We start from the raw sequence: 22,744 nt of genomic DNA, 5'->3' as shown, positions 1-22,744 counted from the left end.
GGAGGGCACGGGCGCACCGCGAGATCCAGGGCCGGCGCGCGACATCTCGGCCGTGGCGAGGTAGATCGGGGGCATGCGCCCTCTGTTCGCGGATCCCAAGACGGATTTCGTGTTCAAGAAGATCTTCGGCAGCGAGGAGCACAAGCCGTTGCTCATCGCGCTGCTGAACGACCTCTTGGAGCTGGACGCGGCGCACCGGATCGTGGCCGTGGAGCTGCTGTCGCCGGAGCAGCGGCCCAAGGTGGCGGAGCTCAAGCACTCCATCGTGGACGTCAAGTGTGTCGACGCCCAGGGCACGCGGTACGTCGTGGAGATGCAGGTGCTCAACGTGGAGGGGTTCGAGAAGCGCGTGGTGTACAACGTCGCGAAGGCCTACACGGGCCAGCTCGACGCTGGGCAGCGGTATCCCGAGCTGAACGACGTCATCGGGGTGACGATCTGCGACTTCGAGCTGTGGCCCGGGCGCGATGGGCTGCGGGTGCCGATGCTGAGCCGCTGGCGGATGCAGGAGCAGCACGGCGGAGCGCGGGGCCTGGGGCAGCTGCAGTTCGTGTTCCTCGAGCTGCCGAAGTACGACGCCGGCGAGAGGCCGCGGACGACGATCGAGAAGTGGGCGTTCTTCTTTCGCGAGGCGAGCAACCTCCGGGTGGTGCCCGAGGCGCTCGCGGAAGAGCCGTTCACGGACGCGCTGGAGGTGGCGCGCGTGGCGCGGTTCACCGATGAGGAGTGGGACGCGTACATCCGCGCGGGCATCGCCCTGCAGGACGAGCGCGGGGCGCTGTCGCTGGCGCGCAGCGAGGGCCGCAGCGAGGGCCGCAGGGAGGGCCAGGAGGACGGCCTGCGCATCGCGGTCCGCCGCGTGCTTGCGAAGCGCGGGCTGGCGCTGCCGGCCGACGTGGAGGCTCGGCTCGCGGCCTGCATGGATCAGGGCACGCTGGAGCGCTGGCTCGACCAGGCCCTCACCGCCGCGACCGCCGACGAGGCGCTGCGCTGAGGGCGAGGGGGCCGCGCTGCCGGCGCCCCTCCTGCGCAGCCTCGGCGCCCTCCTGCGCGCTGCCGGCGCCCCTCCTGCGCAGCCTCGGCGCCCTCCTGCGCGCTGCCGGCGCCCCTCCTGCGCAGCCTCGGCGCCCTCCTGCGCGGCTCCGGCGTCCTCCTGCGCGGTCCTATTTGTGTCCTTCGCAACAAGTTCCCCGTCCTGCGCGTTGCGATTGTGTCCTAAGTGGCAATTCCCGCTTTCGGCACCTCTTCACCAGCTCCGCAGTCCGCTGCGCGCGGCGGTGACGGCGCTCGGCCTATCACCTTCCTCACGTCGCGGCACGCAGGCTGTCTCAACCCCCGATACGGCACATCATTTTCTTCGCGCCGTGACACGCAGGCTCTCCCAATCATCCAACACGGCACATTCCCCGGGAGGCCGAGCTGCTCCGAGAGGCCGAGTCGCTCGGCGAGAGCACGCTCTACTTCCCGCGCAAGGTCGCTCGGCGCGTCATCGGGTCGAGCCGGATTCAGCTCGCCGCCGAGCGCGACGTTGCGGATCTCGCGCGCACCCCGTTCGCCGACGACGAGCCCCCGCTCACGCGCGAGGAGATCCATGGGCTCCGCGACAAGATCGAGCTCCTGCGGGTCACGCAAACGCGCTGGCAGGCGGCGCAGCAGCGGCAGGAGCGGGCCGCCGCGGCGTTCGAGAAGCCGGCCGCCGAGGCCGCGGCGCTCCGGCAGGCGCTCCTCCGCTTCTTCGATCTCCGCTTCAAGAAGAGCCCCGAGGGGACCGGGGCAGCGCGAGGTCCTCCTCGCGCTGCGACGCCGCTACTGCTCTGCGCCGACCTCGTCGAGGAACTGGTTGTAGGCGTCGACCTTCTCCCACGGGACCACGTCGACGCCGAGGTCAAACTGGCTGCCTTCGACGAGCTGCGGCGCGAGGATCTCCTTGATCGCGTCGAGGCCGATGCTCTTGATGCCGTAGACGATGTAGGGCCCGAGGTACCCCTCGTAGTACTGCCGCTGGACGTGCGTGGCCTTGATGCGACCCTGGCGCATAAACCCGGCGGTCTCCGGCGCGAAGTCGAAGGTGACGATGGGGAGGTCCGGCGCGTCCGCGGCGTCCGCGGCCAGCACGCATCGATACGAGTCGATGAACATTCCGATCAGGCCCACGACGGGCGGGTCGGCGTCCTCGATCTCGCCTCTCATCAACTCGACGTCCATGGCTTGGTCATGATAGATGGACTGATGTACCAGAACGTGGTAACCGGCTGCCTCGAACACCTCCCTGGCGCCCTGAGTTCGATTGACACCGTCGACCCAGATCGGGTCGGCCCAGCCGTGGATGAGCACCGTGCCCGGCCCCTCGGGCAGCATCTTGAGCAGGGTGTTCCCTGCCAGGGCCCCGGCATACTCGTTGAGCACCCCGACGTAGATCTGGCGCTTCGAGCTCACCAGGTCGGCGTCGAGCGTCACCACGGGGATCCCCTTCGCGATGGCCTCGTCGAGCGCGGCCGCGTTGCCTTCGCCGACGGGCGTGATGACTATCCCCTCGGCGCCGTCCGCCACCGACTGTTCGATGTGTTGAGTCTGGAATTTCGTCAATTCCTCGAGCTCTGTCTCAGTACTGAAAGGCCCGAGCACGTTCCCCGTGGCCCTCCCGGAGACCCCGAGCTCACCCATGGCTCGGTTCGCGCCCGTGGCGATCGGCGCAAAGAAGCCGTCGAGGGACTTCAGCAACACCGCGATCTGCATCGGTTCGGTCGAGCCCTTGTTGATCTCGGCGACGAGCTCGTCGATGATCGCCTCGATCTTCATCGGGATGAACTCGTTCGGAGGGAGCGGTTGTCGCTTGATGGGCGTGGCCGTCCCCGCCGTGTCCGTATCGCCCTCTCCGCATGCCGCCGTCATCAGCATGAGCCCGATGGCCGCTGCCCATGTTCGCCCAGTCATCTTCATGAGACCCCTCCTCGTATGTTGTCGCTCGTTCGTGCGTGGTTCGTGCGGTCGCGCGCGGTACCTTGGGCGCAGATCAGACCTGGAGCGTGCCCGGGCGTCCGGAGACGACCCGCTCGGTCGCGATGATCGAGGCGGCGGGACGGGCGGCCAGGAGCCTGCGACCGGCGCGCGCCCGGAAGGCAGGCTCGATCCCATCTCGAGGCCCCCGATGGCGACCGCCGCCTCGGGGGGCTCGGCCGCTTCCGAGGCGCATGACGTCGAGGCGAAGGAGGCGAGCCCCACAAGCAGCGCCGTCTGAGTACAAAGCAGGCGTCGGCTGAGACGAGCGCACCACGTGTCTGACCCCCCGGAGCGATTCGACACGGCAGGTAGCATCGATTACCTGCGCGACCTGAGGGACAGCGCATCACAGCGAGGAGCGGTATGTCAAGGGTCGTCCAAGGCAGAAGCTTCAGCTATGGATCGGCAATTACGCCAAGCTGCTGTGGAAACCTCTGTAATCAGGATCCATCGTCGGAGGACGCGCTCCTTGTATGCGGTCAGCGGCTCCTCGGCCGAGAGGTGGGCACGAGGACAGCCGAGAGGTGAGCGCGAGGACAGCCGAGAGGTGAGCACGACGGCCTCCTGCGCTGGAGGCCCGATCAGAACAGGCTCGCCGCCGAGCTGAGCGAGACCAGCGGCGCGCCGGGATCGAGCAGCCCGACAGCGGCACGTGCGCGCGGGACGATCTTCGTGGTTGACCTCGTGAAACCATTTGGTATACTAAACCAGATGGTTTTAGATCACTCGCCCCGGCTGGACCTCGTGTTTCACGCCCTGGCCCACCCGGCCCGGCGGGCGATCATCCGGCAACTCTCGGGCGGGGAGCGCAACCTCAGCGAGCTGGCCGCGCCCCTGAAAATGACTTTCCCGGCGGCCACCAAGCACGTGCGCGTGCTGGAGCACGCCAAGCTCATCCGGCGCCGCGTCGAAGGCCGGCAGCATTTCTGCCGCCTAGAGGCCGCGCCGCTCAAGGAAGCGACGCTCTGGACCGAGTCGTTCCGCCAGCACTGGGAGGCCCGCTTCGAAGCGCTGGACTCGCTGCTCGATGAGATGAAGTCCGAGGAGCGAGCGCGTGCCCGCCGGACCTGAGCGTCTCACCGCCATTCAACCCATTCCGACCCCTCTCGGTCGTCTGTCACGAGTCACAACACCATGAACACCACTTCACCCCAAGGCCTGCAAATCTCAACCCCCACGGACACCACCATCGTCCTCACCCGCACGTTCAACGCGCCTCGTCGGCTGGTGTGGGAGGCCATGTTCACTCCGGACAAGATGCGTCGCTGGATGCTGCCGCCGCCGGGCTGGACCGTGGCCACCATCGAGTGTGATGCGCGCGTGGGCGGCAAGCTCTCGGTGGCGTGGAAGAGCGATGAAGCCAATCCGGTCATGACACTCCGGGGCGAATTCACGGAGGTGGCCCTGCACGAGCACGCCGTTCACACGGAGACGATGGCATTGGGGTCGGGCCAGACGATTGGCTCGCTCGTGGAAAAGCACCAGTTCGCCGATCAGGGCGCCGCCACTGCGATGAGCATCACGCAAACCTACGACTCGAAAGAAGACCGCGACGGCGCGCTCGCTTCCGGCATGGATCAGGGCATGGAAGCCTGTTATCAAAAGCTGGACGCGCTGCTCGGCGAGCGGAGCTAGGGCAACGCTGCCGATCCGTCGCATCCACCGGGGTTTGGGGAGGGCGCGACGACGGATCGCACCTCCCTCTACGGCGATGCCAGGGAGCGCTTCGCGGAAGGCCGCAAGCGCCGCGGGCAGCACCTCGGTGCCGATCCTCTCGCTCGCCGTGGTGCGCACCGAGCCCCGCAGCTCGTGTTCTTCGCCGGAGACCGCTCGCCTCGGTTTCGAGCGGGTGCAGGCCGGAGGGAGAACGCCATCCTGCTATCACCCGAGATCGCGCGGCCGAGAGCTCATCACGGCAGCCGACCTCGTGTTGCCCTCCCTCCTGCCCCGAGTTCGAGCCCCGGCAGAGCGCCCCTCCGCCGTCGCCCACACCACCCTACGAGCACGGCGGGGACGAGCACGACGCGTAGACAGGGGAGGCCCGGCCGGCTCCAGCGGGGGAGCCGGCCGGGCTCACAGACGCGCGACGTCAACAATGATATTTTCTCGTTTCATGGCATGTAATTTGATGGTGAGGTGGTGAGGTGGTGAGGTGGTGAGGTGGTGAGGTGGTGAGGCGATGATGCGATGATGATGAGATGACGATGGCAGCGAGGCAGCGAGGCAGCGATACGTTAAGATTTGTGGTGGTCGCTCCGGTGGGGTTGCGCTCAATCGTCGGCATACGTAGATTCCATCGACCGTCACAGAGAAGCTTTGCCGGCCTACGGGCTCGTCTCGGACCTGGGCGACGCCCCAGGCGAGCGTACACCGTCTTATCCTCGTGGGAGAGAGCATGCATCGTTCGTATCGAGCTCCTTTTCTTGCACATCAACACCGCTCGAGCGCCTCTTCGGTGCGCCTCGCGCCGGCGATGGTTGGTCTCGCCGGGGCACTTGCGTCTTGCGTCGCCGGCAGCACCGAGGGCGGCGACGCCGTCGTCGAGATCGAGGAGTCGGCCGCGGCGGCATCATCGGTCATCGAGGCTGACACGATGTCGCTCAGCGGCTCGGTGGTGAGGGTCTACTCGGACAGCTCGGCGACGGCGTCGAAGGCCGTTCGTTTCTACACCAACGGATCGGCGAAGACGACCGTCTCGGGCGCGCTCCAGCAGGTCGCGATCCGGGCCCGCGCTAACCTGTGCGATGGCTCGCCGGTGGCCGCGGTGTACGTCGACGGCAACCTGGTGCTGAACGCGACGGTCTCCGGCACGACCTACACGACCTACAGCGCAGCGCTGAACCTATCGGCGGGGGCGCACTCGCTCGAGGTGCGTTACTCGAACGACGCCTCGACCTCGCTATGCGACCGAGATCTGGTGCTGGACAACGTGACCGTCACACTGGGAGAACCGCCGACATCGAACCCCTTCGCCGGTGAAAAATTCTACGTCGACCCGCGCTCGCCGGCCGCGACGACGGTGGCCACCTGGTCGGCGGAAGGACGGCAGGAGGACGCGCAGCAGCTGCGCAAGATCGCGGACGCGGCGAAGCCCGTGCGCTATTTCGCCGAGTGGACCGAGACGGGCAACTCGAACGGCGTTGAGTTCCAGGTGAAGAACTTCGTGTCGACGGTCAAAGCCGCCGGCGCCCTGCCGGTCATGGGGGCATACGCCATCCTGCACCGCGACTGCAGCAGCTTCTCCGAGGGCGGCTTCACGGAGGCGAGCCAGTACCGGGACTGGATCGACGGCTTTGCGAGAGGGATCGGGGACGATAAGGCGATTGTCTTCCTCGAGCCCGACGCGATCGCCTACATGAGCTGCTTGTCGGAAGAGCAGAAGATCGAGCGCCTGGATCTGCTCAAATATGCGGTGTATTCGCTCAAATCGAGGCCGAACGCGCACGTCTACATCGACGCGGGGCACAGCGCGTGGCACACGCCCGACGTGGTGATCAGCAGGCTGAAGGAAGCAGGCATCGAGCGGGCGGACGGCTTCAGCACGAACAACGCCAATTTTCAGCTCACCGCGAACGAGATCGCGTGGGGTGAAAAGGTCAGCGCCGGCGTTGGTGGGAAACACTTCGTCGTCGACACGGCCCGCAACGGCCTGGGGCCCTACACCGGCGGAACACACGACGGCGACTGCCCGGCGTGGGCCAACCCGCCCGGCCGTGCGCTCGGCTCCCGGCCGACTGCAGATACCGGCCATCCGCTGGTCGACGCGTTTTACTGGCTCAAGTCCCCCGGCGCCAGCGATGCGGACTGCGGTGGGTTCCCCGCGGCGGGGAAATGGTCAGCCGAATACGCGCTCGGGCTGTGCGAGCGCAGCGTACTGACCGTCCCTTGACGGTGCTCCGCGGCAGCCCCGCCGAGTATCACCTCGAGCTGCGGGGGGCCACGGCGGGCGCATCGAAGGCGCTCCACGTCGAGATCGATGGCGGACCGAGCGTCGAGCCCGCCGCTCGCATCGACGGCATGGCGCCGGATGCTCGCCAATCTCACGCAGTTTCACATCAGGCGTCACAGTCGGGGCAGCCATCACACGAACGCGCGTCGACGGGAGAGGACGCGCCGCGCTTCGCTGCCCATCGCAGCAGCGTGTCCAGCGCCGGGCAGAGCGCTTGCCCCCACTCGGTGAGCCCGTACTCGACCCGGGGCGGCACCTCGGGGTGCGTGACGCGCCACACCATCCCGTCGCGCTCCAGCTGCCGGAGCTGCTGGATCAGCATCTTTTGCGAGACGCCAGGGATGGCGCGTTCGAGCTCCGAGAAGCGCTGCACCTTCCCTCCGAAGAGGCGAAAGAGGATCACCAGCTTCCAGCGCCCCTTGATGAGCTGGAGGGCCTCCTCGACGCGCTCGGCCGCGATCTCGGGGGTGGCGGGCTCTTCGTACTCACCTTCGGGTGCGTACCCCACTTTTTTGTGCGTTCTTGCCACCCGATGAGCCTAGCCCAACTTTGCGTGCGAGGGGGCCCACGTGACGGGCCGCGTGCCGTCGTCCCCCCAGGAGGAACCACCGCCCATGCAAGTACCCGAATTTCGAGATCGGATCGCGCGCCTGGAGATCGACGGATGAACATGCCCCGAAAATTCTCGATCGATCCCGAGGAGTTCGCCGGCAAGCGCGTGCTCGTCACAGGCGGCACCAAGGGGACGGGCGAGGCCATCGTCCGCCGCCTCGGAGCTGGGGGCGCCGTGACCGTGACCACGGCGCGCTCTGCGCTCCCGGCAGGTCAGTCGCCGAACGTCTTCGTACAGGCCGACCTCGCCACGGCAGCGGGCGTGGACGCCGTCGTCCGCACGGTCTTGGGCGAGCTTTCCGGGATCGACATCCTGGTCCACACCCTCGGCGGATCCTCTGCACCGGGCGGCGGCTTTGCGTCGCTCACCGAGGACATCTGGCACGACGAGCTATCGCTCAACCTCATGGCCGCCGTGCGTCTCGATCGCGCGCTCCTCCCGCACATGGTCGCGCGAGGCTCGGGGGTCGTCCTCCACGTTTCGTCGATTCAGCGCCGGCTCCCGCTCCACGACGCGACGATCGCGTACGCGTCCGCGAAAGCCGCGTTGTCCACGTACAGCAAGGCGCTCTCCAAGGAGCTCGGGCCGAAGGGCGTCCGCGTGAACTCGATCGCCCCGGGATGGATCCGCACGACGGCAGCCGACGCCATGGTGAAGCGCCTTGCCGACCACGCCGGTACAGGTGAAGACGCGGCCCGGCAGGGCATCATGAACGCGCTCGGCGGTATCCCCATCGGGCGTCCCGCATGGCCCGAAGAGGTCGCGGAGCTCGTCGCGTTCCTTGCCTCCGACAGGGCGGCGTCCATCCATGGAAGCGAGTACCTGATCGACGGGGGCACTGTGCCCACCGTGTGACGGGAAATACGATAGCCGCGCTTCCGCTGCTTCTGGCGCCCAGCATCAAGGCCGGGCTCGACCTCGGCTGGATCGACCCGAAGCAGAGAGCGGCGGCGGTCCAGCTCAAGGCGGCGCGCCGCTCGCGCCGCCACGCCTACCGCTCGTCGCGGCGGACGCGCCGCCCGGCCGAAATCGAGAGCCCGAGCAGCGGATCGTCGTCAAGGTTCGCGGGCAGCCCTGGGAGGCGCGCACGGGGTGCGCCGGCGAGGGGCACGGAGACAGACATCGTGAAAGACACTGCAAAGCTCCCTTCTGGTCCCGGGTGGGCCGGCGTCGCCGCGGCCAGCGCGTTCATGCTGCTGGGGTTGCTGCCCGCCTGCTCCGACGACAGCTCGGCGAACAGCGCCGGCGCGGGGGGGAACGACAGCTCGGTCGGCGGAGGTGGCGCCTCCGCGGGACAGGGGACCGGCGGGGCGCCTACCTTCGCGCCGCCGAACCCGCTCGCGGCGCCTCTGGTCGAGGGGTTGACGCGGGCGCTCTCCGAAGGTGAGGAGGCGGAGCTGCGGGCGCAGCTCGGGCCGACGGCCTTCTACGTCGATGCGCGAGGGCGGAGCGAGGTGCCCGAGGCGCCGGCGGCGCTGCTCGCCGGCGGGCCGTGGCTCCTCGAGTCGAAGGTCGATTCCCATCATGACGTCTTCCGCGTCAAGGTGCGGCGGGGCGACGAAGAGAGCGTCCTCTTCGGCGCCGTGGACGCCGACGGACGGGCCTCGTGGCTCGCGCTCGCCGCCCAGCCACCGACCGATCCGGCCTCGGCGTCGGCGGTCGTCCGAGCCTACCAGGCCGCGTGGAACGAGCGCGAGCCGGCCGCGCGCGCCGCGTTGATCGAGCAGAGCTGGACGGACGGAGCTCGTTACGTCGACCCGACGGCCGATGAGCTGGGTCGGCGCGGCCTCGACGCGACCATCGCCCAATTCCAGGCCTCGGTCGCGGGGGACATCGTACCGGCGAGCGGAGCCATCGAGGCTCATGGCCTGGTGCACTTCCGCTGGCGCCTCGAGGGCGGGAGCGCGGCATCGCTCGATGGCATGGATGTGGGCTTCGTCGACGCGACCAGCGCGCTGACGCTCATCGCCGGCTTCTTTGGACCGTTCTCGCCGCCCTGAAGCGAGCCCTTGATTAGCCCCGATCGCGGCTGACATTGAGCCACCGCAGCTTGTCGGGATTGGCCATCGCCCGGATGGCGCGCACCACGCCGCCGTCGATCTCGAGCGTGATGACGACGCGGATCGCCGCGTCCGTGCGGTCGCGCAAGAGGAGCGCCGGCTCACCGTTGATGTCGCCGATCGCCCCGTCGAAGGGGCCGGCCGGGAGCCGCGGGGTCGATGCGACGAAGCCCGCCACCGCCTCGCGGCCGCGCAACGGCGCCAGCACGGCGCCGGGAAACCGCCCGCCGCTGTCGGCGTCGAGCACGACGTCCTCGGCGAGCAGGTCGATCAGCCCGCGCAGGTCGCCCGAGCCCACGCTCCGGGCGAAGCGCGCGACCAGCTCGCGGTGGGCCTCGGGGGTGGGCGGAAACCGCGGCCGCTGCCGTTCGAGGTGCTCGCGGGCGCGAGACCCGAGCTGGCGGCAGGCGGCGGGCGTACGCTCGACGATCCGCCCGATCTCGGCGTAGTCGTAGTCGAACAGCTCGTGCAGGACGAAGACCGCGCGCTCGAGCGGCGAGAGCTGCTCCAGCACCACCAGAAACGCCACCGACACCGACTGCCAGCGGTCCAAGGGGGACGAGGCGTCGAGCGCGTCGACCTCGCTCCAGATCGGCTCGGGCAGCCAGCTGCCGACGTAGGTCTCGCGCCGGTTGCGCGCCGAGCCCAACAGATTGAGGCACAGCCGCGTGACGATGGTGCCGAGCAGGGCCTTCGGCGACTCGACCTCGGTCTCGGGCACGGCCAGGTAGCGGATGTAGGCGTCCTGCACCACGTCCTCGGCGTCGGCCCCGCTGCCGAGCATGCGGTAGGCGATCGCGAACAGGAAGCGGCGGTGGCTCTCGACGTCGGGTTTCATGGTGTTGGCTTGCCGCGATCATGGACAGCACGGCCCGAGCTACGAGCCCCAGCTCGGCAGCATCACGCTCGAGCGCACCGGACCGCACACCGCCGCCGCCACCGACGGCGACGGCTGCACGTGGACCTTCGCGGTCCACGGCAACACCGCGTTGCTCGACCCGCCGGCGCAGCGCTGCGGCCCGCTCACGCTCCATCACTGGGCCCTGGCCGGCGACGACGGCCACGCCTTCGAGGTCCGCAGCGGCGAGCGCGCCGGCTGCCGCGTCCTCCTGACCATCGGCGAGCGCACCCGCCAGTAGGCGCTCAGCACGTCCGCGCGCTTGACCACGGCGGGATCACGCGGCGTTACTGGCTGACGCCGAGCGCGTAGAGGAAGTCATTGTAGGCGTCGAGCTTGTCGACCGTGATCACGTCGATGCCGGTGTCGAGGCGGCTGTCGTCGGCCATCCGCGGGGCGAGGATCCTCTTGGTCGCGTCGAGGCCGAGGTTCTTGATGCCGTAGAGGATGTAGGGCACGAGGTAGCCCTCGTAGTACTGCCGCTGCGTGTGCGTGGCGTTGATGAGCCCCTTGCGCATGTAGTTGACGGTCTTCGGATCGAAGTCGAAGGCGACGATGGGGATGTCCGTCCTGCCCGCGTCCTCCGCGGCCATCGCGCACCGATACGATTCGTTGAACATGCCGATCATCCCCACGACGGGCGGGTCCTCGGTCTCGATCTGGGTCCTCATCGATCCGGCGTCCTCGACGTCGCCCATGGCCGTCAAGGTGATTTGGGTCACCACGGTCTTGTAACCGGCTTCCTCGAACACGCGCTGAGCACCCTGCGTTCGTTCCAGCCCGGTAGCCCAGACCGGGTTGACGTTGCCGTGGATGAGCACCGTGCCCGGCGGCGGGCGCAGCACCTTGAGCAAGGTCTCCCCTGCCGTGGCACCGGCTGCCCCGTTGAGGGTCCCGACGTACATGGAGCGCTTCGAGTCCTCCACGTCGGCGTCGAGCGTCACGACGTGGATCCCCTTCGCGACGGCCGCATCGATGGCGGATGCGTTGCCGTCGCCGAAGGGCGCGAGGCCGATGGCCTCGGCGCCCCCCGCGACCGTCTGCTCGATCTGTTCATTCTGGAGCCTTACCGCCTCCTCCTGATCGCCCGGCTCTTCAAGACGCCCGACCACGTTCCCCGTGATCCCGAGCTCGCCCATGGCTCGGTTCGCAGCCGTGGTGACCGGCGCGAAGAAGCCGTTGACGATCTTCAGCAGGATCTCCGCGTGCATGGACTCGTTCGCGTGCTCGTTGAGCTCGGCGATGAGATCATCGACCGTCGCCTCGAGCTCCACCGGCGTGAACTCGGTGACGGGGGTCGGCCTTCGTTTGATGGGTGTGGGGCTCTCCTCCGTGGGGACGTCGGGTGCATCGCTCGATCCACATGCCGTCGTCATCAGCGCGAGCCCGCAGGCCGTCATCCAGCATCGTCCAATCTTCGTCATGAGGCTCCTCCCCGTTCGTGGTTCGTTCGTCCGCGCGCGGCAAACTCTGGCTGCGTGAGCGTCGAGCTTGCATCGGGCTCAATTCCAAGACTTGCATGTGACGGGAGCGGGGCCGAGGTCGACGAAGGCATCACCGTGGATCGTCCACGTTTGCATGAAATGATGCTCATTTTCTCCGTGCTCGTCGAACTCGTATTCTGCGGCCGCCCCGACGTATCGGAGAGGGATCCCCGCGCGCAGCTTGGCCATCGCCGTCCTCAGATCCCGCCACGAGGCGCTCTCGTGGGCGGGGCTGCTCAGGTCGCGGATGATCTGCTGCAGCTCGTATCCAGACGAAGGAATCTCCCCGCGCGTCGCCTGTGCGTACACGAGGCCCATCGCGATGAGGACGACGCCGTCGTAGTAGAAGTGCGCCGCCGGGAACGGCTCCTCACGGTCCCACCGGCGGGAGAAGTGCGCGACGAAGGCGGCGGCGTTCTCGGTCCTGCAGTCGACCGTCTCTCGGGCTGCGTCCGTGATGCGGCACTCGCTCTGCAGGCTGAGCGAAGGTGTGACCCCGACGTATCCATCGAGGGAGCCTGTAGGGATGTTGGCGAGCAGCCTCTCCGTGCGCAGCGCAGGACCAAGAAACCACGTCCCCGGGCGTCCGGAGGCGGTCCATTCGGTCACGATGGTCGAGGCGCTGGTCGGGTAGGCGGCCAGCAACGTGCGCTCGGCGCGGTATTCGAAGCTGGACTCGAGCTCGGTCGTGTACGCTTGTTTGCCCGGCGTGAACGTCGTCGAGGGCAGGACCTTGCCCCCGAGCTCCACGAAGATGGTCATGAACCGGCTGCTGACGTTGGTGTTGTAGTCGTCCCGCGCGGCGAGGCTATTCACGGTGGCGACGCCGTCGCGCACGGCGAGCTTCGCCAGCGCACAGCCGATGGCGAACGGGGAAGGGGCGAGCCGCATCGCGCCCCCCCTCGTATCGCTGCGCGCGACGGAAGGCGCGGCGTACCCCGGCAGCATGTGAAAGCGGTCGAGCGTCCTCATTTCCGGCGTGATCTCACGGACGAGGTCATCCTCTTCGGGCCCTACCAGGTAGGCGACCTCTCCCGTCTGGAGCAGCTCGCGCGCTTGATGCAACCCGCGCTCCACGCTCGAGTGGCTGTCTCGGCTCACGATGTCGAACGGCCTGCCGTCGAGCCCACCCGCAGCGTTCAGGTCCTCGAGCGCGAGCAACATGGCTTTCTCGAGGTTGCCGCCGATGGCCGACTCTCTCCCAGAGAAGGGGAGGATGGCCCCGATGACGACTGCATCCGTGGGGTGACCGGGCTCCTCCGGCGAGCATGATGCCGAGAGCGCGGACACGAGCCCCACGACCAGCGATCTCCTCATGCCGTGCAAGCGGCTGCGAGCAGGGAACCCCTGCTGGTACCGATGATACATGCCCGCCCCCTCGAGACACTGCATCACGTGGAGGAGTGGGCTGTCAAGGACCCATCGCATAGACAACAAGGGGTGATGTGGATATAGGAGGAAGGCTCACATCGTTGACCCTGAACGGCGGTTTTGGAGTCGAGGGGTGAGCCTGCGTCATCGGATCCTGCGAGACCGCAGTGTGCGATTGTGTAGCGTCGTGCGATCCCCGTCGCCGACCCGCCCGGACGAGCTCAGACGGCGCGGCGCTGCTCCGAGCTCCGCGCGCTGGAGGCCGCCGCTGGCGGAGGCCACCAGCGATACCTCACCCCTGCGGCACCTTCAGCGCATCGGCGCTATCGGCTGGCTGGCCGAGGTGTTCAAAGACGTTGGAGCCCATAGCGCCGTGGATCTTGAGTTGATGAAGCTCGGCAGCGCCTTCCTCGGCGATGGGCGGACCCGGCGGCTGGGTGCTCCTGGATGAGCCGGAGCTCCACCTCGGGCCGCGCCCGACAAGAGGGTACCCGGTCTCCCAGGGTGGCGTCGGCGACTACGACGCGCCGACTTCGGAGCACGCCGACGCAGACGCTGTTCCCGAGGGGCGCCGAGGTGGTGCACCACGGCGGGGCGGGGACGACCGCGGCGGCGGCGCGTGTGGGCGTCCCGCAGGGGGTCGCTCGCCGTCACGCGCGTGCGTTTCGCACGTCGCGTGCATGGCATTGTCGGGCGACACGCGCGGCGCGCATAGCCTTCAAAACTGCACCTCGCCTTCCAGATAGAAGACGCAAGAGCCCTCCATCTCGACGCGATCGCCGGCGAGCCTGCACAGCAGCTCTCCCCCGCGCGGCGAAGCCTGGAAGGCGCGAAGCTCGATCTTGTTCAGCCGCTTGGCCCAGTACGGCGTGAGCATGCAATGTGCGCCGCCAGTCACGGGATCTTCGGGGATGCCCTTCGCCGGGGCGAAGTAGCGACTCACGAAGTCGTATTTGTCGTCTCCCGGCGCGGTCACGATCACCCCGCTGCGATCCAGCGCTTTGATGGCGGCAATATCAGGCTCAAGCGTGCGGACCACATGTGCGCTGTCGAGCACGGCCATGTAATTGAACGAGTTCGCGAGGGGACGCCTGCTGGATCGAATCCCTCTAGACGGAAGACATTGATGCCAGGAGCTCCGGTGTCACCGGCCTCCGGTGAAATGGATATATGCCGCACACCTGGAGGCGCTGCCCCGGCGCAGCGCGCCCTGGCACGCCGGCGTGTCGGCGATCGGCGTTCGCTGCACGCCGCAGTTAGTCGACGAGCGCGCCCTCACAACGTACCCCTCTTCCATGGCGTCGCCTCGTCTCTCGGCACGCCGAGCTGGTCCGCGACGAGACCCACCCATTGGAGAAGGCTCGCGCGCTCAACTGGAATCTCCGCAAACAGGGCGTTGAGGTCGCCGAGGCCGGTGGCTTTGATCAAGTGCTTCTCGTTGCATACCCACTGGCCGCGCTCGCACGCGATCGCATGGGCCTCCTCCATGACTGCAGCCGCCGCCTGCCCCGCGACCCCGGCCACGTTGCCGCGCCTCGCGTGCATCCGCGCGTAGTCAAGGCTGAACGACCTGCAGAAGCGCCAGACCCGCGGTGCGGCTATCGCGAGTTTCGGCGGAAACGGCGCCGCCTCGACGTGCCCCCGGAGCGCGACGCACGAATCGAGCTCTGCCGTAAGGCTGTAAGTCGGAATCCCGGCCAGATAACCGAGCAGCGCGTCCCGCTCGAACTCGCCTTCCTGAGCGCGCTTGGTCCAATGCTCGACGACGTCCAGATCCCGTAAGAGGACGTCGACCTTCTCCCCGCCGCACTCGAGCCACGCGCCTCCGTTCATCACGCGTCCCCACGAGCCTGGAGGGAACACGGTCCCGCGCGTGGACAGCGCGGTCAGGTCGATCGTGCCGCGGTAGTACACACCGAGGTCCCAGTCACTCCCCTCGTCGCCGCGATTGAGGGCGCGCGAGCCACCCAGGACGACGGCCACCGTGCCCGGCATGGCAGCCAGCAGGTCGACGAGCTCCGAAACTGATTGCGGGATGTCAGGCATCATTCGATGTAGCGTGCCGTGTGATGTCGCCATTGTCACTTAATGACCTGTCGATAAGCGGCGGGCAACGCCCGTCAGCATCATCGCTTGTTGGGCTGCACCCTAGAACCGTCAGGAGAGCACATCGGCGGCAGTCTTCGCCGCAAGGACGTTGTCGATCCAGCGGTCGAGGGTCGCGACATCCGTGCATGCCTGGATGCGCTCGCTCTCGTGCTCGGTGAGCGGGATCCCTGCACGCGCAAGCAGCCGCAGCAGCGTGTCCCTCTTGCCCTTGAGCTCGCCCTCGCGGATGCCCTCGAGCTTGCCCTCGCGGATGCCCTCGAGCTTGCCGCGATCGATGAGCTTTTGCACGAATGAGGGGAACGTCGCCTCGCCTTCGATCTGTCGTTCCATGACCAACGCCTCCAGAGCCCGCCGCATGGGCTCGCGCAGCCCGTTCCAGATGACCTGAAAGTATACCGCCGCGTGCTCCTGGTCGAGCCGCTCGAGAGCAACGAGCGCCGCCTGGACCACGGCGAGCCCGTTCGGCCCGTTGCCGTGCGCCACCGCCGAGAGCACGGCGAGCTCCGTGTCGTGTTCCGCCTCTGCCGGGTCGGTGATCTCGGGTACGACGGCCGGACCGAGCACCAGCGGCTTGACGTGGCCGAAGCCGAGGCCGACGTCGATGCGCTCCGCCGCCCAGGCGGCCACGTCGGCGCCCGGCGCGACCACGAGGACGACCGTGTCGCAGCGCTTCCTCGCGCGCACGACCGTGACGTAAACGGGCCAGGAGAACTTCTTGTCCGGGTCCTCGTCGCGCTGGATCTCGACCACGATGGCCAGCACGAGCGTGCCGTTCGCGTCTCGGAGCTCGAGCACCAGGTCGGCGCGGAACTCCACCGGGATGAGCTGGTCGAGCGACGATTCGACCACCGCGACCGAGGCATGCTGCGGCACATCGACGTGGAAGAGGGTCACGAGGAAGCGGGGCGCGAGCTCCGGGGTCTCGCGGAACATCTCGACGAGGGCGTTGTGCTCGAGCGTCGGCATGACGCTGGGCCTCTCGCAAAGGCCATACCGACGTGAAACGACGGGAGAACGCGGGGAAAGTGCCGCCTCAGGGGTGGCGGCGCCATGGCGGATCCCTCTGCGTCCGCCGCGTCAGATTCGCTCGACCTCGCAGGCGCGGCTCAAGCCGTCCAAGAAGGAGATGATATCTGCCTCCACAATTCAACCCACCTTGTCCCGGTGCACCATGCGGTCGAGAGCACGCGTGGCATCATGGGCGCTTCGGCTGCGTCGAAAGTCCTAGGAGCAATCCAGAGAACCTTGCTCATCGATGGCTGACCCGCGCCTCTCCGGCGTTCTGACGGTGGATCGTCCGCTCGGTCTGTCGCCGCGACTTGGCAGCGCCGTGGTAGCTCGCGCCGAGTGAGGAGTGAGATGATGTGTGCGCCATCGAGCTCGGCGGCGATCGCGGGGCTCGAGCGCGCGCCGACCTCCAGCCGCGCCTCGCGGCAGGACCGGAGCGGCGTTCTCCCATGAGGGCGGGGAGGTGCTTCCAGAGCTGGTCCCGATGCGGCGCCGATTCCGCCGGCCACGCGGCGGCGCTCGCGTGCGGCGGCCGGATCGAGGCCGCGCCGCGCCGCGCCGCCCGCGCTCGTGCGCCGTTGAGTTCGCGCGCTGTCCGCGTATCCTGGCGTCGCCGCACCGATGTCACCCGCAGTTCCCTGGAGTCGCCGCGCGAGCGCGACCGGAGCCAGCATGCCGACAAGGCCAAAGGAAGGGAGAATCATGCCGCCTCGCCGCCCCGCAGCGCGGCGCCCGCGCCGCGCCCGCGCAGCCGTGGCGCTCGCAGCGCAGGCCGCCGCGGCGACCGCGGCGCTGCTCGGGCTCGCCGCGCCGGCGGCCGCGCAGGCGCCGCACGGGGACGCGCCGCCGGGGCCCGCGCTCGAGAGCGCGGCGGGCGCGCCGGCCGCGCCCCAGGCGCCTCCAGGGGCCCAGCTGCTGCCGGCGCCGCCGGGCTACATCCCGCCGCCACCGGCGCTGCCGCCGTGGGCCAACCCGCGGACGATCGTCTACGAAGCGGGGGATCCGATCCCCCGCGGCTATGCGCTCAAGACCAGGGCGGATCGCGCGCTCGTCGGGGCGGGCCTCGTGACGACCATCGTTCCGTACGCGGTCTCGTTCACGGTCGCGGGCATCGCGTCGCTTGCGGAGGAGGACGAGTTCGCGCCGCTGTTCCTTCCGTTCGTCGGTCCGACGATCGCGACGTCGACCCTGGAGGCCGAGGGGGCGGGCACCTTCTGGCTCACGGTCGACATGGCGCTCCAGGTGGGCGGCCTGATCTTGATCGCCGCCGGGATGGCCAACGAGGATGTCTACCTGGAGCGCCAGTTCGATGTCGGATCGAGCGGCGTGACACACGCCGCCTCGCGCTGGCCGGAGGTCTCGATCGGCGCGTCGTCCGCGGCCTTGCAATGGCGCTTCTGAGCCGGCGAGCCGTCGCCGGGAGCTCTCACCCTGGAGGGAGACGCACGTGACCGCGATCCGCACTGTCCACTCGATGGCCGCGCTGCTCGGCGCGCTCGCGCTCGCCGCGCCGGCCGCGGCGGCGGAAGACGTCGCCCCGTCGCCCGCGCCGAGCGCGCCGCCAGGCCACGCGGCCGCGCCGCCGCCGGGCTACGCGCCGCCGCCGGGCCACGCGCCGCCGCCCGGCTACGCGCCGCCGCCGGGCCACGCGCCGCCGCCCGGCTACACGTTGCCGCCGGGCTACGCGCCGCCGCCGGGCTACGCGCCGCCGCCAGGCGACGCGCCGTACGCGCCGACGCCGGTCATCCTCGGCATGCCGCGGACGTTGCCTTACAAGGAGCGCGGCACGCCCCCGGAGGGCTACCGCCTCGAGACGCAGATGAACCGCCGGATGATCATCGCGGGGACCGCCGTCCTCGGCGGAGCGTGGGCGATCGCGGCGCTGACGGGCGGGACCATCCTCAGCGAGGGGTCGAGCACGAGCGGCGGCTACGCGCCGCTGCTCCTGCCCCTCGGCGGGCCGTTCATCACGCTCGGGAGCGGCGACGACGTCGACTTCGACGACGACGACGGCCAGGTCACCGGCTCGCTCATCCTCCTGAACGGGGTCACCCAGGTGTCGGGCTTCGTGCTGCTCGTCGCGGGCCTCGTCTCCAACCAGGAGGTCTGGGTGCGCAACGACATCCCGCGCGCGGCGTCGCTCCACGCCCCCGAGCTGGTCGTCGGTCCGACCGGCGGCTCGCTCCGCGTCCGCTTCTGAGGCCCGGGCCTCGCGCGCCTCGCCCCGGGGCGCGCCCGACCGGGGCCGCCCTGCCCGGTGACACGCCGGTGACATGGCCGTGAGATCCTCGGCCATGCTCTCCGCTCGGGCCAGCCGGCTGCGCGACTGGGCGCTCTTCGCCGCCGCGGCGAGCCTGCCCGCGATCTGCGTCGGCGTCCTCGGCCTGCGCGCGCTCTCCAACGAGGCCGACGGCGCCCGCCGCGAGGTGGCGCTCGGCCTGTCCACGGCGTCCGCGCGCCTCTCGGGCGCGCTCGACCAGGCGACGGACAGGGCCGCCGCCGCGCTCGCCGCCCTCCCGAGCCACGGCGCCCCCGACGCCGTCGCCGCGGCGCTCTCCAGGATTGCGCCCCCGTTCGCGGCGCCGGTGCTGCTCGCCCCGGACCGATCCGTGCTGCTGCCGCCCCAGGCCGCGCCGCCGGCCGCGCCCGCGCCCGAGGGCTGCGCCGCGCTCGCCCGCGCCGCGGCCGGGCCGGACGCCGAGGCCCGCCCCGGCGCGCGGCGCGACTTCCTCGCGCGCTGCGCCGAGGCCCGGTCGCCCGCGGGGCGGTGGCTCTGGCCCGTCCTCGCGCTCGACGCCGCGGGAGGCGGCGCCGTCTCCGTCGACCAGCGCGCCGTCGCCGTGTGGCTCGAGGCGCACGCGGCGGGGCTCTCCGAGGCGGAGCGGAAGGCCACCGCGCTGGAGGTGGACGCCGCGCTCGCGGGCGAGCCGCGCGAGCGGGCGCGCGCGGCGCTCGCGGCCCCGCGCGCCGAGCGGGACGCGCTCGTGGCCGAGCTCCGTCGCGGAGGCGTCGACGCCGCGCTGCGCGCGCGCCCCGACGCGCGCGGGCTCGTCACGTGGCGCGCGGGCGCCTCCGCGGGCACGCTGCGGGCGCTCCCGGACGGGCGCTCCGCCGGCTTCGTGATCCACGCCGGCTCGCTCGCCGGCTGGCTCCGCGGCGACGCGCGCCCGCTCTCGCCCGACGTCCGCGCCGACGTGCTCGCCGGGGCCGCCGGGCGCGCGCCGGTCGCGCCCGAGGTCGGCGGCGCGCCCGCGGCGCTCCTGACGATCGCGCCGGAGCTCGCCGTGCGGCTCTCGCCCGCAGATCCAGCGGCCGTGGAGCGGCACGCGGCGCGCGGCAAGCGGCTGCTCGTCGGCGTCGGCGCCGCCGCCACGGCGCTCGCCCTCGGGCTGGCCGCGCTCCTGTTCGCGCGCATGCGCGCCGCGCGGCGCTCCAGCGAGCTGCGCACCGACTTCGTCGCCGCCGTCTCCCACGAGCTCCGGACGCCGATCGCGTCGGTGCGCATGCTCTCGGAGCTGCTCGAGGAGGGGCGGCTCGCGCCGGACGAGCACCGCGAGGTGTTCGAGGCGCTCGGGCGCGAGTCGCGGCGGCTCGGCGAGACCGTGGAGCGGCTGCTCGGCTTCAGCCGGATGATGGCCGGGCGCGCGGCCACAGGGCGCGCCCCGGCCCGCGTCGCCGAGGCGGTCGCGGCCTCGATCGACACCTTCGAGGAGCGGAACCCGGAGATGCCCAGGGTCGTGCGCGAGCTCGACCCGGCCGCGGAGGCGAGCATCGACGCGGGCCAGATCCAGCTCGCGGTCGACAACCTGCTCGCCAACGCCCTGAAGTACGCGCCGCTCGCCGCCCCCTACCGCGTCCGCGTCGCGCGCGAGCGGGGCGGCGTCGCCATCGCCGTCGAGGACCGCGGCCCGGGCGTCGCCCGGCGCGATCAGCGCCGCATCTTCGAGCCGTTCGAGCGCGCCGACGACCGGCTGAGCCGCGCCGTCTCGGGCAGCGGCATCGGGCTGTCGCTGGTCCGGCACGTCGCCCGCGCGCACGGCGGCAGCGCCCGCGTCGACAGCGAGCCGGGCCGCGGCGCCGCGTTCACGCTGTGGATCCCAGGACCCAGAGGACCGAAGGAGCAGACGCCATGACCCAGAAGACGCCCGAAGGCAGGCTGGAGACCGTCCTCGTCGTCGAGGACGACCCGACGCTGCGCCTCGGCCTCCAGAAGACGCTGCGCTCCGCGGGCTTCCGCGTCGAGGTGGCGAAGACCGGCGCCGAGGGGCTACAGGCGGCGCTCGCCGCGCGGCCCGACCTCGTGCTGCTCGACGTGATGTTGCCCGGGATGAACGGCTTCGAGATCTGCGAGGAGCTCCGCCGGCGCGACGTGGACCTGCCCATCCTGATGGTCACCGCCAAGGGCGAGGAGCAGGACAAGGTGCGGGGGCTCCGGCTCGGCGCGGACGACTACATCGTGAAGCCGTTCGGCGTCTCCGAGCTCCTCGCCCGCGTCGACGCGGCGCTGCGCCGGCGGCGGCTCGGCGAGGCGGAGCGCGCCGTCGTGCGGTTCGCGGAGGTCGTCGTCGACTTCCGCGCCCACCGCGCGGAGCGGCGCGGGGAGCCCGTCGAGCTCACGGCGCTCGAGATGAAGCTCCTGCGCTTCTTCGTCGAGCGCGAGGGCGCGCTCCTGCCGCGCCAGCGCATCCTCGACGCGGTCTGGGGCGCGGACTACTTCGGCACCGATCGCACCGTCGACAACTTCATCAACCGGCTGCGGGCGAAGCTCGAGCCCGACCCGAAATCGCCGCGGCACCTCGTGACCGTGCGGGGCGCCGGCTACCGGTTCACCCGCGCTCCGGCGCCGGAGACAGAACGGTGACATGGCAAAGACGGAGCCAACAAGGGCGACGCGCAAGATACCCCTCACGCGCTGCCGCACGCTGGCCGCGCGCCGGAGGGAACGAGACGCCATGAACACGATCCATCACCACACCGCCGCCGCCGCCCTGATCCTCGGGATGCTTGCCCCCGCCGCGTGCGTCGACGGGCCGACCCCCGGCGCGCCCGGCGCGCCGAACGGCGAGGCGCAGGCCGACCTCTCCGCCGGCGAGGACCGGCGCGCCGCGGTCGCGCTCGCGATCGAGCAGGCCGAGCGCCGCATCGACACCGGCCGCGAGCTCGGCGCCGCGCGCCGCTCGCTCGACGAGGCGCTCGCCGATCCGGCGGCCGCTCCGGAGCAGCGCGATCAGGCGCGGCTCGCGATGAGCCGCCTGCTCGAGGCGGAGGGGGATCGCGAGGGCGCGATCGCCGCCGTGGAGGCGCTGCTCGGCGAGCGGGCGGACAGCCCGTCGTGGCCGCTCCAGTCCGCGGCCGAGGAGCGCCTGCGGTTGCTGCTCACCGGGCGCGGGGAGGCGCCGCTGCCGGGGGAGCCGGGCGAGCACGAGCACACGTCGCCGTTCGCCCGCGCGCTCGCGCGGTACTTCCCCGCGCCGGAGGCCGGGCCGCGGGAGATCGAGATCGAGGTGCACTCGTTCGGCGGGAGCAGGGAGGTCAGCGACCGGCTCGGCACCTTCGCGCTCGCGCCCGCGATCCGCGAGCTCCGGCGCGAGGCTTGCCCCCGCTGCGACGACAGGCTGCCGATCCACGCGCGGTCATCGCGGACCGGCAGCTGGGTCGGCATCCCGGCCGCCCGCGCGAGGCTCGGATCCAGCCTCGCGGTCTTCTACTTCGACCTCGGCGACCTGCACATCCCCGCGCGGTACGACGCGGAGCTGCCGCTGCCCTCGGCGGAGGTGGTCGAGCGGCTCTCGAAGGGCGAGGGGCTCATCGCCGCGCGCGAGCGCAGCGGCGCGCCGCCGGTGATCCTGATCGCCGCCCCGCGCCGGGCGCAGCTCCCCGCGGTCGAGGAGGCGCTCGCCGCGATGGAGGCGCTGCCGGCGGCGCCCGTGGCGGTGCCGCTGCCGAAGCACCTGCTGCGCGACGAGATCCAGGCCGTTGTGCGGGGCCAGTTCGGACGGTTCCGGGTCTGCTACGAGGAGCTCCTCGAGCGGAGCCCGGCCGCGGCAGGGACGATCCCGCTCGATTTCGCGATCCTGGGCGACGGGACGGTGGCCGACGTGAAGGTCGACCCGGCCACGACGACGCTGCGCGACGCGACCCTGGAGGCGTGCATGGTGGAGGCGACGCGCGCGCTGAGGTTCCCGGCGGCCGGAGAGAAGACCACGGTCGTCTATCCCATCGAGCTCTCGCCCGGCGGCTGAGCGGCCGGCC

The 22,744-nt window shown here is 70.4% G+C and carries 19 protein-coding genes and 3 pseudogenes; 14 read left to right on the top strand and 8 right to left on the bottom strand.

Going from position 1 to position 22,744, the window contains the following annotated elements; genetic code table 11:
• The first annotated feature begins 73 nt into the window (after window positions 1-73).
• Window positions 74-994, top strand: a complete 921-nt coding sequence (locus tag WMF43_RS32290; RefSeq protein WP_437670658.1) for an Rpn family recombination-promoting nuclease/putative transposase — start codon at window positions 74-76, stop codon at window positions 992-994.
• Between the two features lie 812 nt (window positions 995-1,806).
• On the opposite strand, the gene WMF43_RS32285 is transcribed toward WMF43_RS32290, so the two are convergent.
• Entirely contained in the window at window positions 1,807-2,940 is a 1,134-nt protein-coding gene (locus WMF43_RS32285) for a substrate-binding domain-containing protein (RefSeq protein ID WP_437670656.1), read from the bottom strand.
• A 732-nt stretch (window positions 2,941-3,672) separates the two neighbouring features.
• Between WMF43_RS32285 and WMF43_RS32280 the strand changes: the two genes are divergently transcribed.
• From WMF43_RS32280 to WMF43_RS32270, 3 genes are all read left to right on the top strand, one after another.
• Window positions 3,673-4,071: an ArsR/SmtB family transcription factor gene (locus WMF43_RS32280; RefSeq protein WP_437670654.1), complete on the top strand. Its 399-nt coding sequence runs from the start codon at window positions 3,673-3,675 to the stop codon at window positions 4,069-4,071.
• A gap of 63 nt (window positions 4,072-4,134) precedes the next feature.
• Entirely contained in the window at window positions 4,135-4,635 is a 501-nt protein-coding gene (locus WMF43_RS32275; protein ID WP_437670652.1) for an SRPBCC domain-containing protein, read from the top strand.
• Window positions 4,636-5,395: 760 nt separating this feature from the next.
• A complete protein-coding gene (locus WMF43_RS32270; protein ID WP_437670650.1) occupies window positions 5,396-6,889 on the top strand; it encodes a glycoside hydrolase family 6 protein in 1,494 nt (497 codons plus the stop codon).
• 166 nt (window positions 6,890-7,055) lie between these two features.
• On the opposite strand, the gene WMF43_RS32265 is transcribed toward WMF43_RS32270, so the two are convergent.
• Window positions 7,056-7,478 carry a winged helix-turn-helix transcriptional regulator gene (locus tag WMF43_RS32265; RefSeq protein ID WP_437670648.1) on the bottom strand — a complete coding sequence of 141 codons (423 nt, stop codon included), beginning with the start codon at window positions 7,476-7,478 and terminating at the stop codon, window positions 7,056-7,058.
• A gap of 135 nt (window positions 7,479-7,613) precedes the next feature.
• Between WMF43_RS32265 and WMF43_RS32260 the strand changes: the two genes are divergently transcribed.
• Together WMF43_RS32260 and WMF43_RS32255 are read left to right on the top strand one after the other, a co-directional pair.
• Complete coding sequence (locus tag WMF43_RS32260; RefSeq protein ID WP_437670646.1) at window positions 7,614-8,417, top strand: SDR family oxidoreductase; 804 nt, start codon at window positions 7,614-7,616, stop codon at window positions 8,415-8,417.
• A 269-nt stretch (window positions 8,418-8,686) separates the two neighbouring features.
• Window positions 8,687-9,562 (top strand): hypothetical protein, encoded by an 876-nt coding sequence (locus WMF43_RS32255; RefSeq protein ID WP_437670644.1) that lies wholly within the window; start codon window positions 8,687-8,689, stop codon window positions 9,560-9,562.
• 13 nt (window positions 9,563-9,575) lie between these two features.
• Here WMF43_RS32255 and sigJ read toward each other — a convergent pair whose 3' ends face one another.
• Entirely contained in the window at window positions 9,576-10,460 is an 885-nt protein-coding gene (sigJ, locus tag WMF43_RS32250) for an RNA polymerase sigma factor SigJ (RefSeq protein WP_437670642.1), read from the bottom strand.
• Here sigJ and WMF43_RS32245 point away from each other — a divergent pair.
• Window positions 10,459-10,761 carry a hypothetical protein gene (locus WMF43_RS32245; protein ID WP_437670640.1) on the top strand — a complete coding sequence of 101 codons (303 nt, stop codon included), beginning with the start codon at window positions 10,459-10,461 and terminating at the stop codon, window positions 10,759-10,761. The two genes, sigJ and WMF43_RS32245, sit on opposite strands and share 2 nt — an antisense overlap.
• A gap of 46 nt (window positions 10,762-10,807) precedes the next feature.
• On the opposite strand, the gene WMF43_RS32240 is transcribed toward WMF43_RS32245, so the two are convergent.
• Both WMF43_RS32240 and WMF43_RS32235 read right to left on the bottom strand, forming a co-directional pair.
• Window positions 10,808-11,944 (bottom strand): substrate-binding domain-containing protein, encoded by a 1,137-nt coding sequence (locus tag WMF43_RS32240; RefSeq protein WP_437670639.1) that lies wholly within the window; start codon window positions 11,942-11,944, stop codon window positions 10,808-10,810.
• Between the two features lie 78 nt (window positions 11,945-12,022).
• Entirely contained in the window at window positions 12,023-13,321 is a 1,299-nt protein-coding gene (locus WMF43_RS32235) for an ABC transporter substrate-binding protein (RefSeq protein WP_437670637.1), read from the bottom strand.
• Window positions 13,322-13,794: 473 nt separating this feature from the next.
• On the opposite strand from WMF43_RS32235, the pseudogene WMF43_RS32230 reads away from it, so the two are divergent.
• Window positions 13,795-13,889: pseudogene (locus tag WMF43_RS32230) on the top strand (Uma2 family endonuclease); the annotation flags it as partial.
• Window positions 13,880-13,972: pseudogene (locus WMF43_RS32225) on the top strand (hypothetical protein); the annotation flags it as partial. The pseudogenes WMF43_RS32230 and WMF43_RS32225, both read left to right, overlap by 10 nt.
• A gap of 121 nt (window positions 13,973-14,093) precedes the next feature.
• Here the strand turns inward: WMF43_RS32225 and WMF43_RS32220 are convergent.
• The 3 genes and pseudogenes from WMF43_RS32220 to WMF43_RS32210 all read right to left on the bottom strand — a co-directional run.
• A pseudogene (locus WMF43_RS32220) lies at window positions 14,094-14,456 on the bottom strand (PhzF family phenazine biosynthesis protein); the annotation flags it as partial.
• Between the two features lie 194 nt (window positions 14,457-14,650).
• Window positions 14,651-15,424 (bottom strand): nucleotidyltransferase domain-containing protein, encoded by a 774-nt coding sequence (locus WMF43_RS32215; protein ID WP_437670635.1) that lies wholly within the window; start codon window positions 15,422-15,424, stop codon window positions 14,651-14,653.
• A 108-nt stretch (window positions 15,425-15,532) separates the two neighbouring features.
• Entirely contained in the window at window positions 15,533-16,450 is a 918-nt protein-coding gene (locus WMF43_RS32210; protein ID WP_437670633.1) for a hypothetical protein, read from the bottom strand.
• A 744-nt stretch (window positions 16,451-17,194) separates the two neighbouring features.
• Between WMF43_RS32210 and WMF43_RS32205 the strand changes: the two genes are divergently transcribed.
• From WMF43_RS32205 to WMF43_RS32185, 5 genes are all read left to right on the top strand, one after another.
• Window positions 17,195-17,893, top strand: a complete 699-nt coding sequence (locus WMF43_RS32205) for a hypothetical protein (protein ID WP_437670632.1) — start codon at window positions 17,195-17,197, stop codon at window positions 17,891-17,893.
• 46 nt (window positions 17,894-17,939) lie between these two features.
• Window positions 17,940-18,692 (top strand): hypothetical protein, encoded by a 753-nt coding sequence (locus tag WMF43_RS32200; protein ID WP_437670630.1) that lies wholly within the window; start codon window positions 17,940-17,942, stop codon window positions 18,690-18,692.
• Between the two features lie 94 nt (window positions 18,693-18,786).
• Window positions 18,787-20,625 (top strand): ATP-binding protein, encoded by a 1,839-nt coding sequence (locus WMF43_RS32195; protein WP_437670628.1) that lies wholly within the window; start codon window positions 18,787-18,789, stop codon window positions 20,623-20,625.
• Window positions 20,622-21,353, top strand: coding sequence for a response regulator transcription factor (locus WMF43_RS32190; protein WP_437670626.1), 732 nt, complete (start codon window positions 20,622-20,624; stop codon window positions 21,351-21,353). Before WMF43_RS32195 ends, WMF43_RS32190 begins: the two co-directional genes overlap by 4 nt.
• A 91-nt stretch (window positions 21,354-21,444) precedes the next feature.
• Window positions 21,445-22,734: an AgmX/PglI C-terminal domain-containing protein gene (locus WMF43_RS32185; RefSeq protein ID WP_437670624.1), complete on the top strand. Its 1,290-nt coding sequence runs from the start codon at window positions 21,445-21,447 to the stop codon at window positions 22,732-22,734.
• The last annotated feature ends 10 nt before the right edge of the window (window positions 22,735-22,744 follow it).

Origin of the sequence: Sorangium sp. So ce131 (assembly GCF_051519095.1) — a bacterium.
In the GTDB taxonomy this organism is placed as follows: domain Bacteria; phylum Myxococcota_A; class Polyangia; order Polyangiales; family Polyangiaceae; genus Sorangium.
The sequence above is the reverse complement of the archived record's forward strand: the minus strand, read 5'-3'. Positions and strand labels throughout refer to the sequence as shown.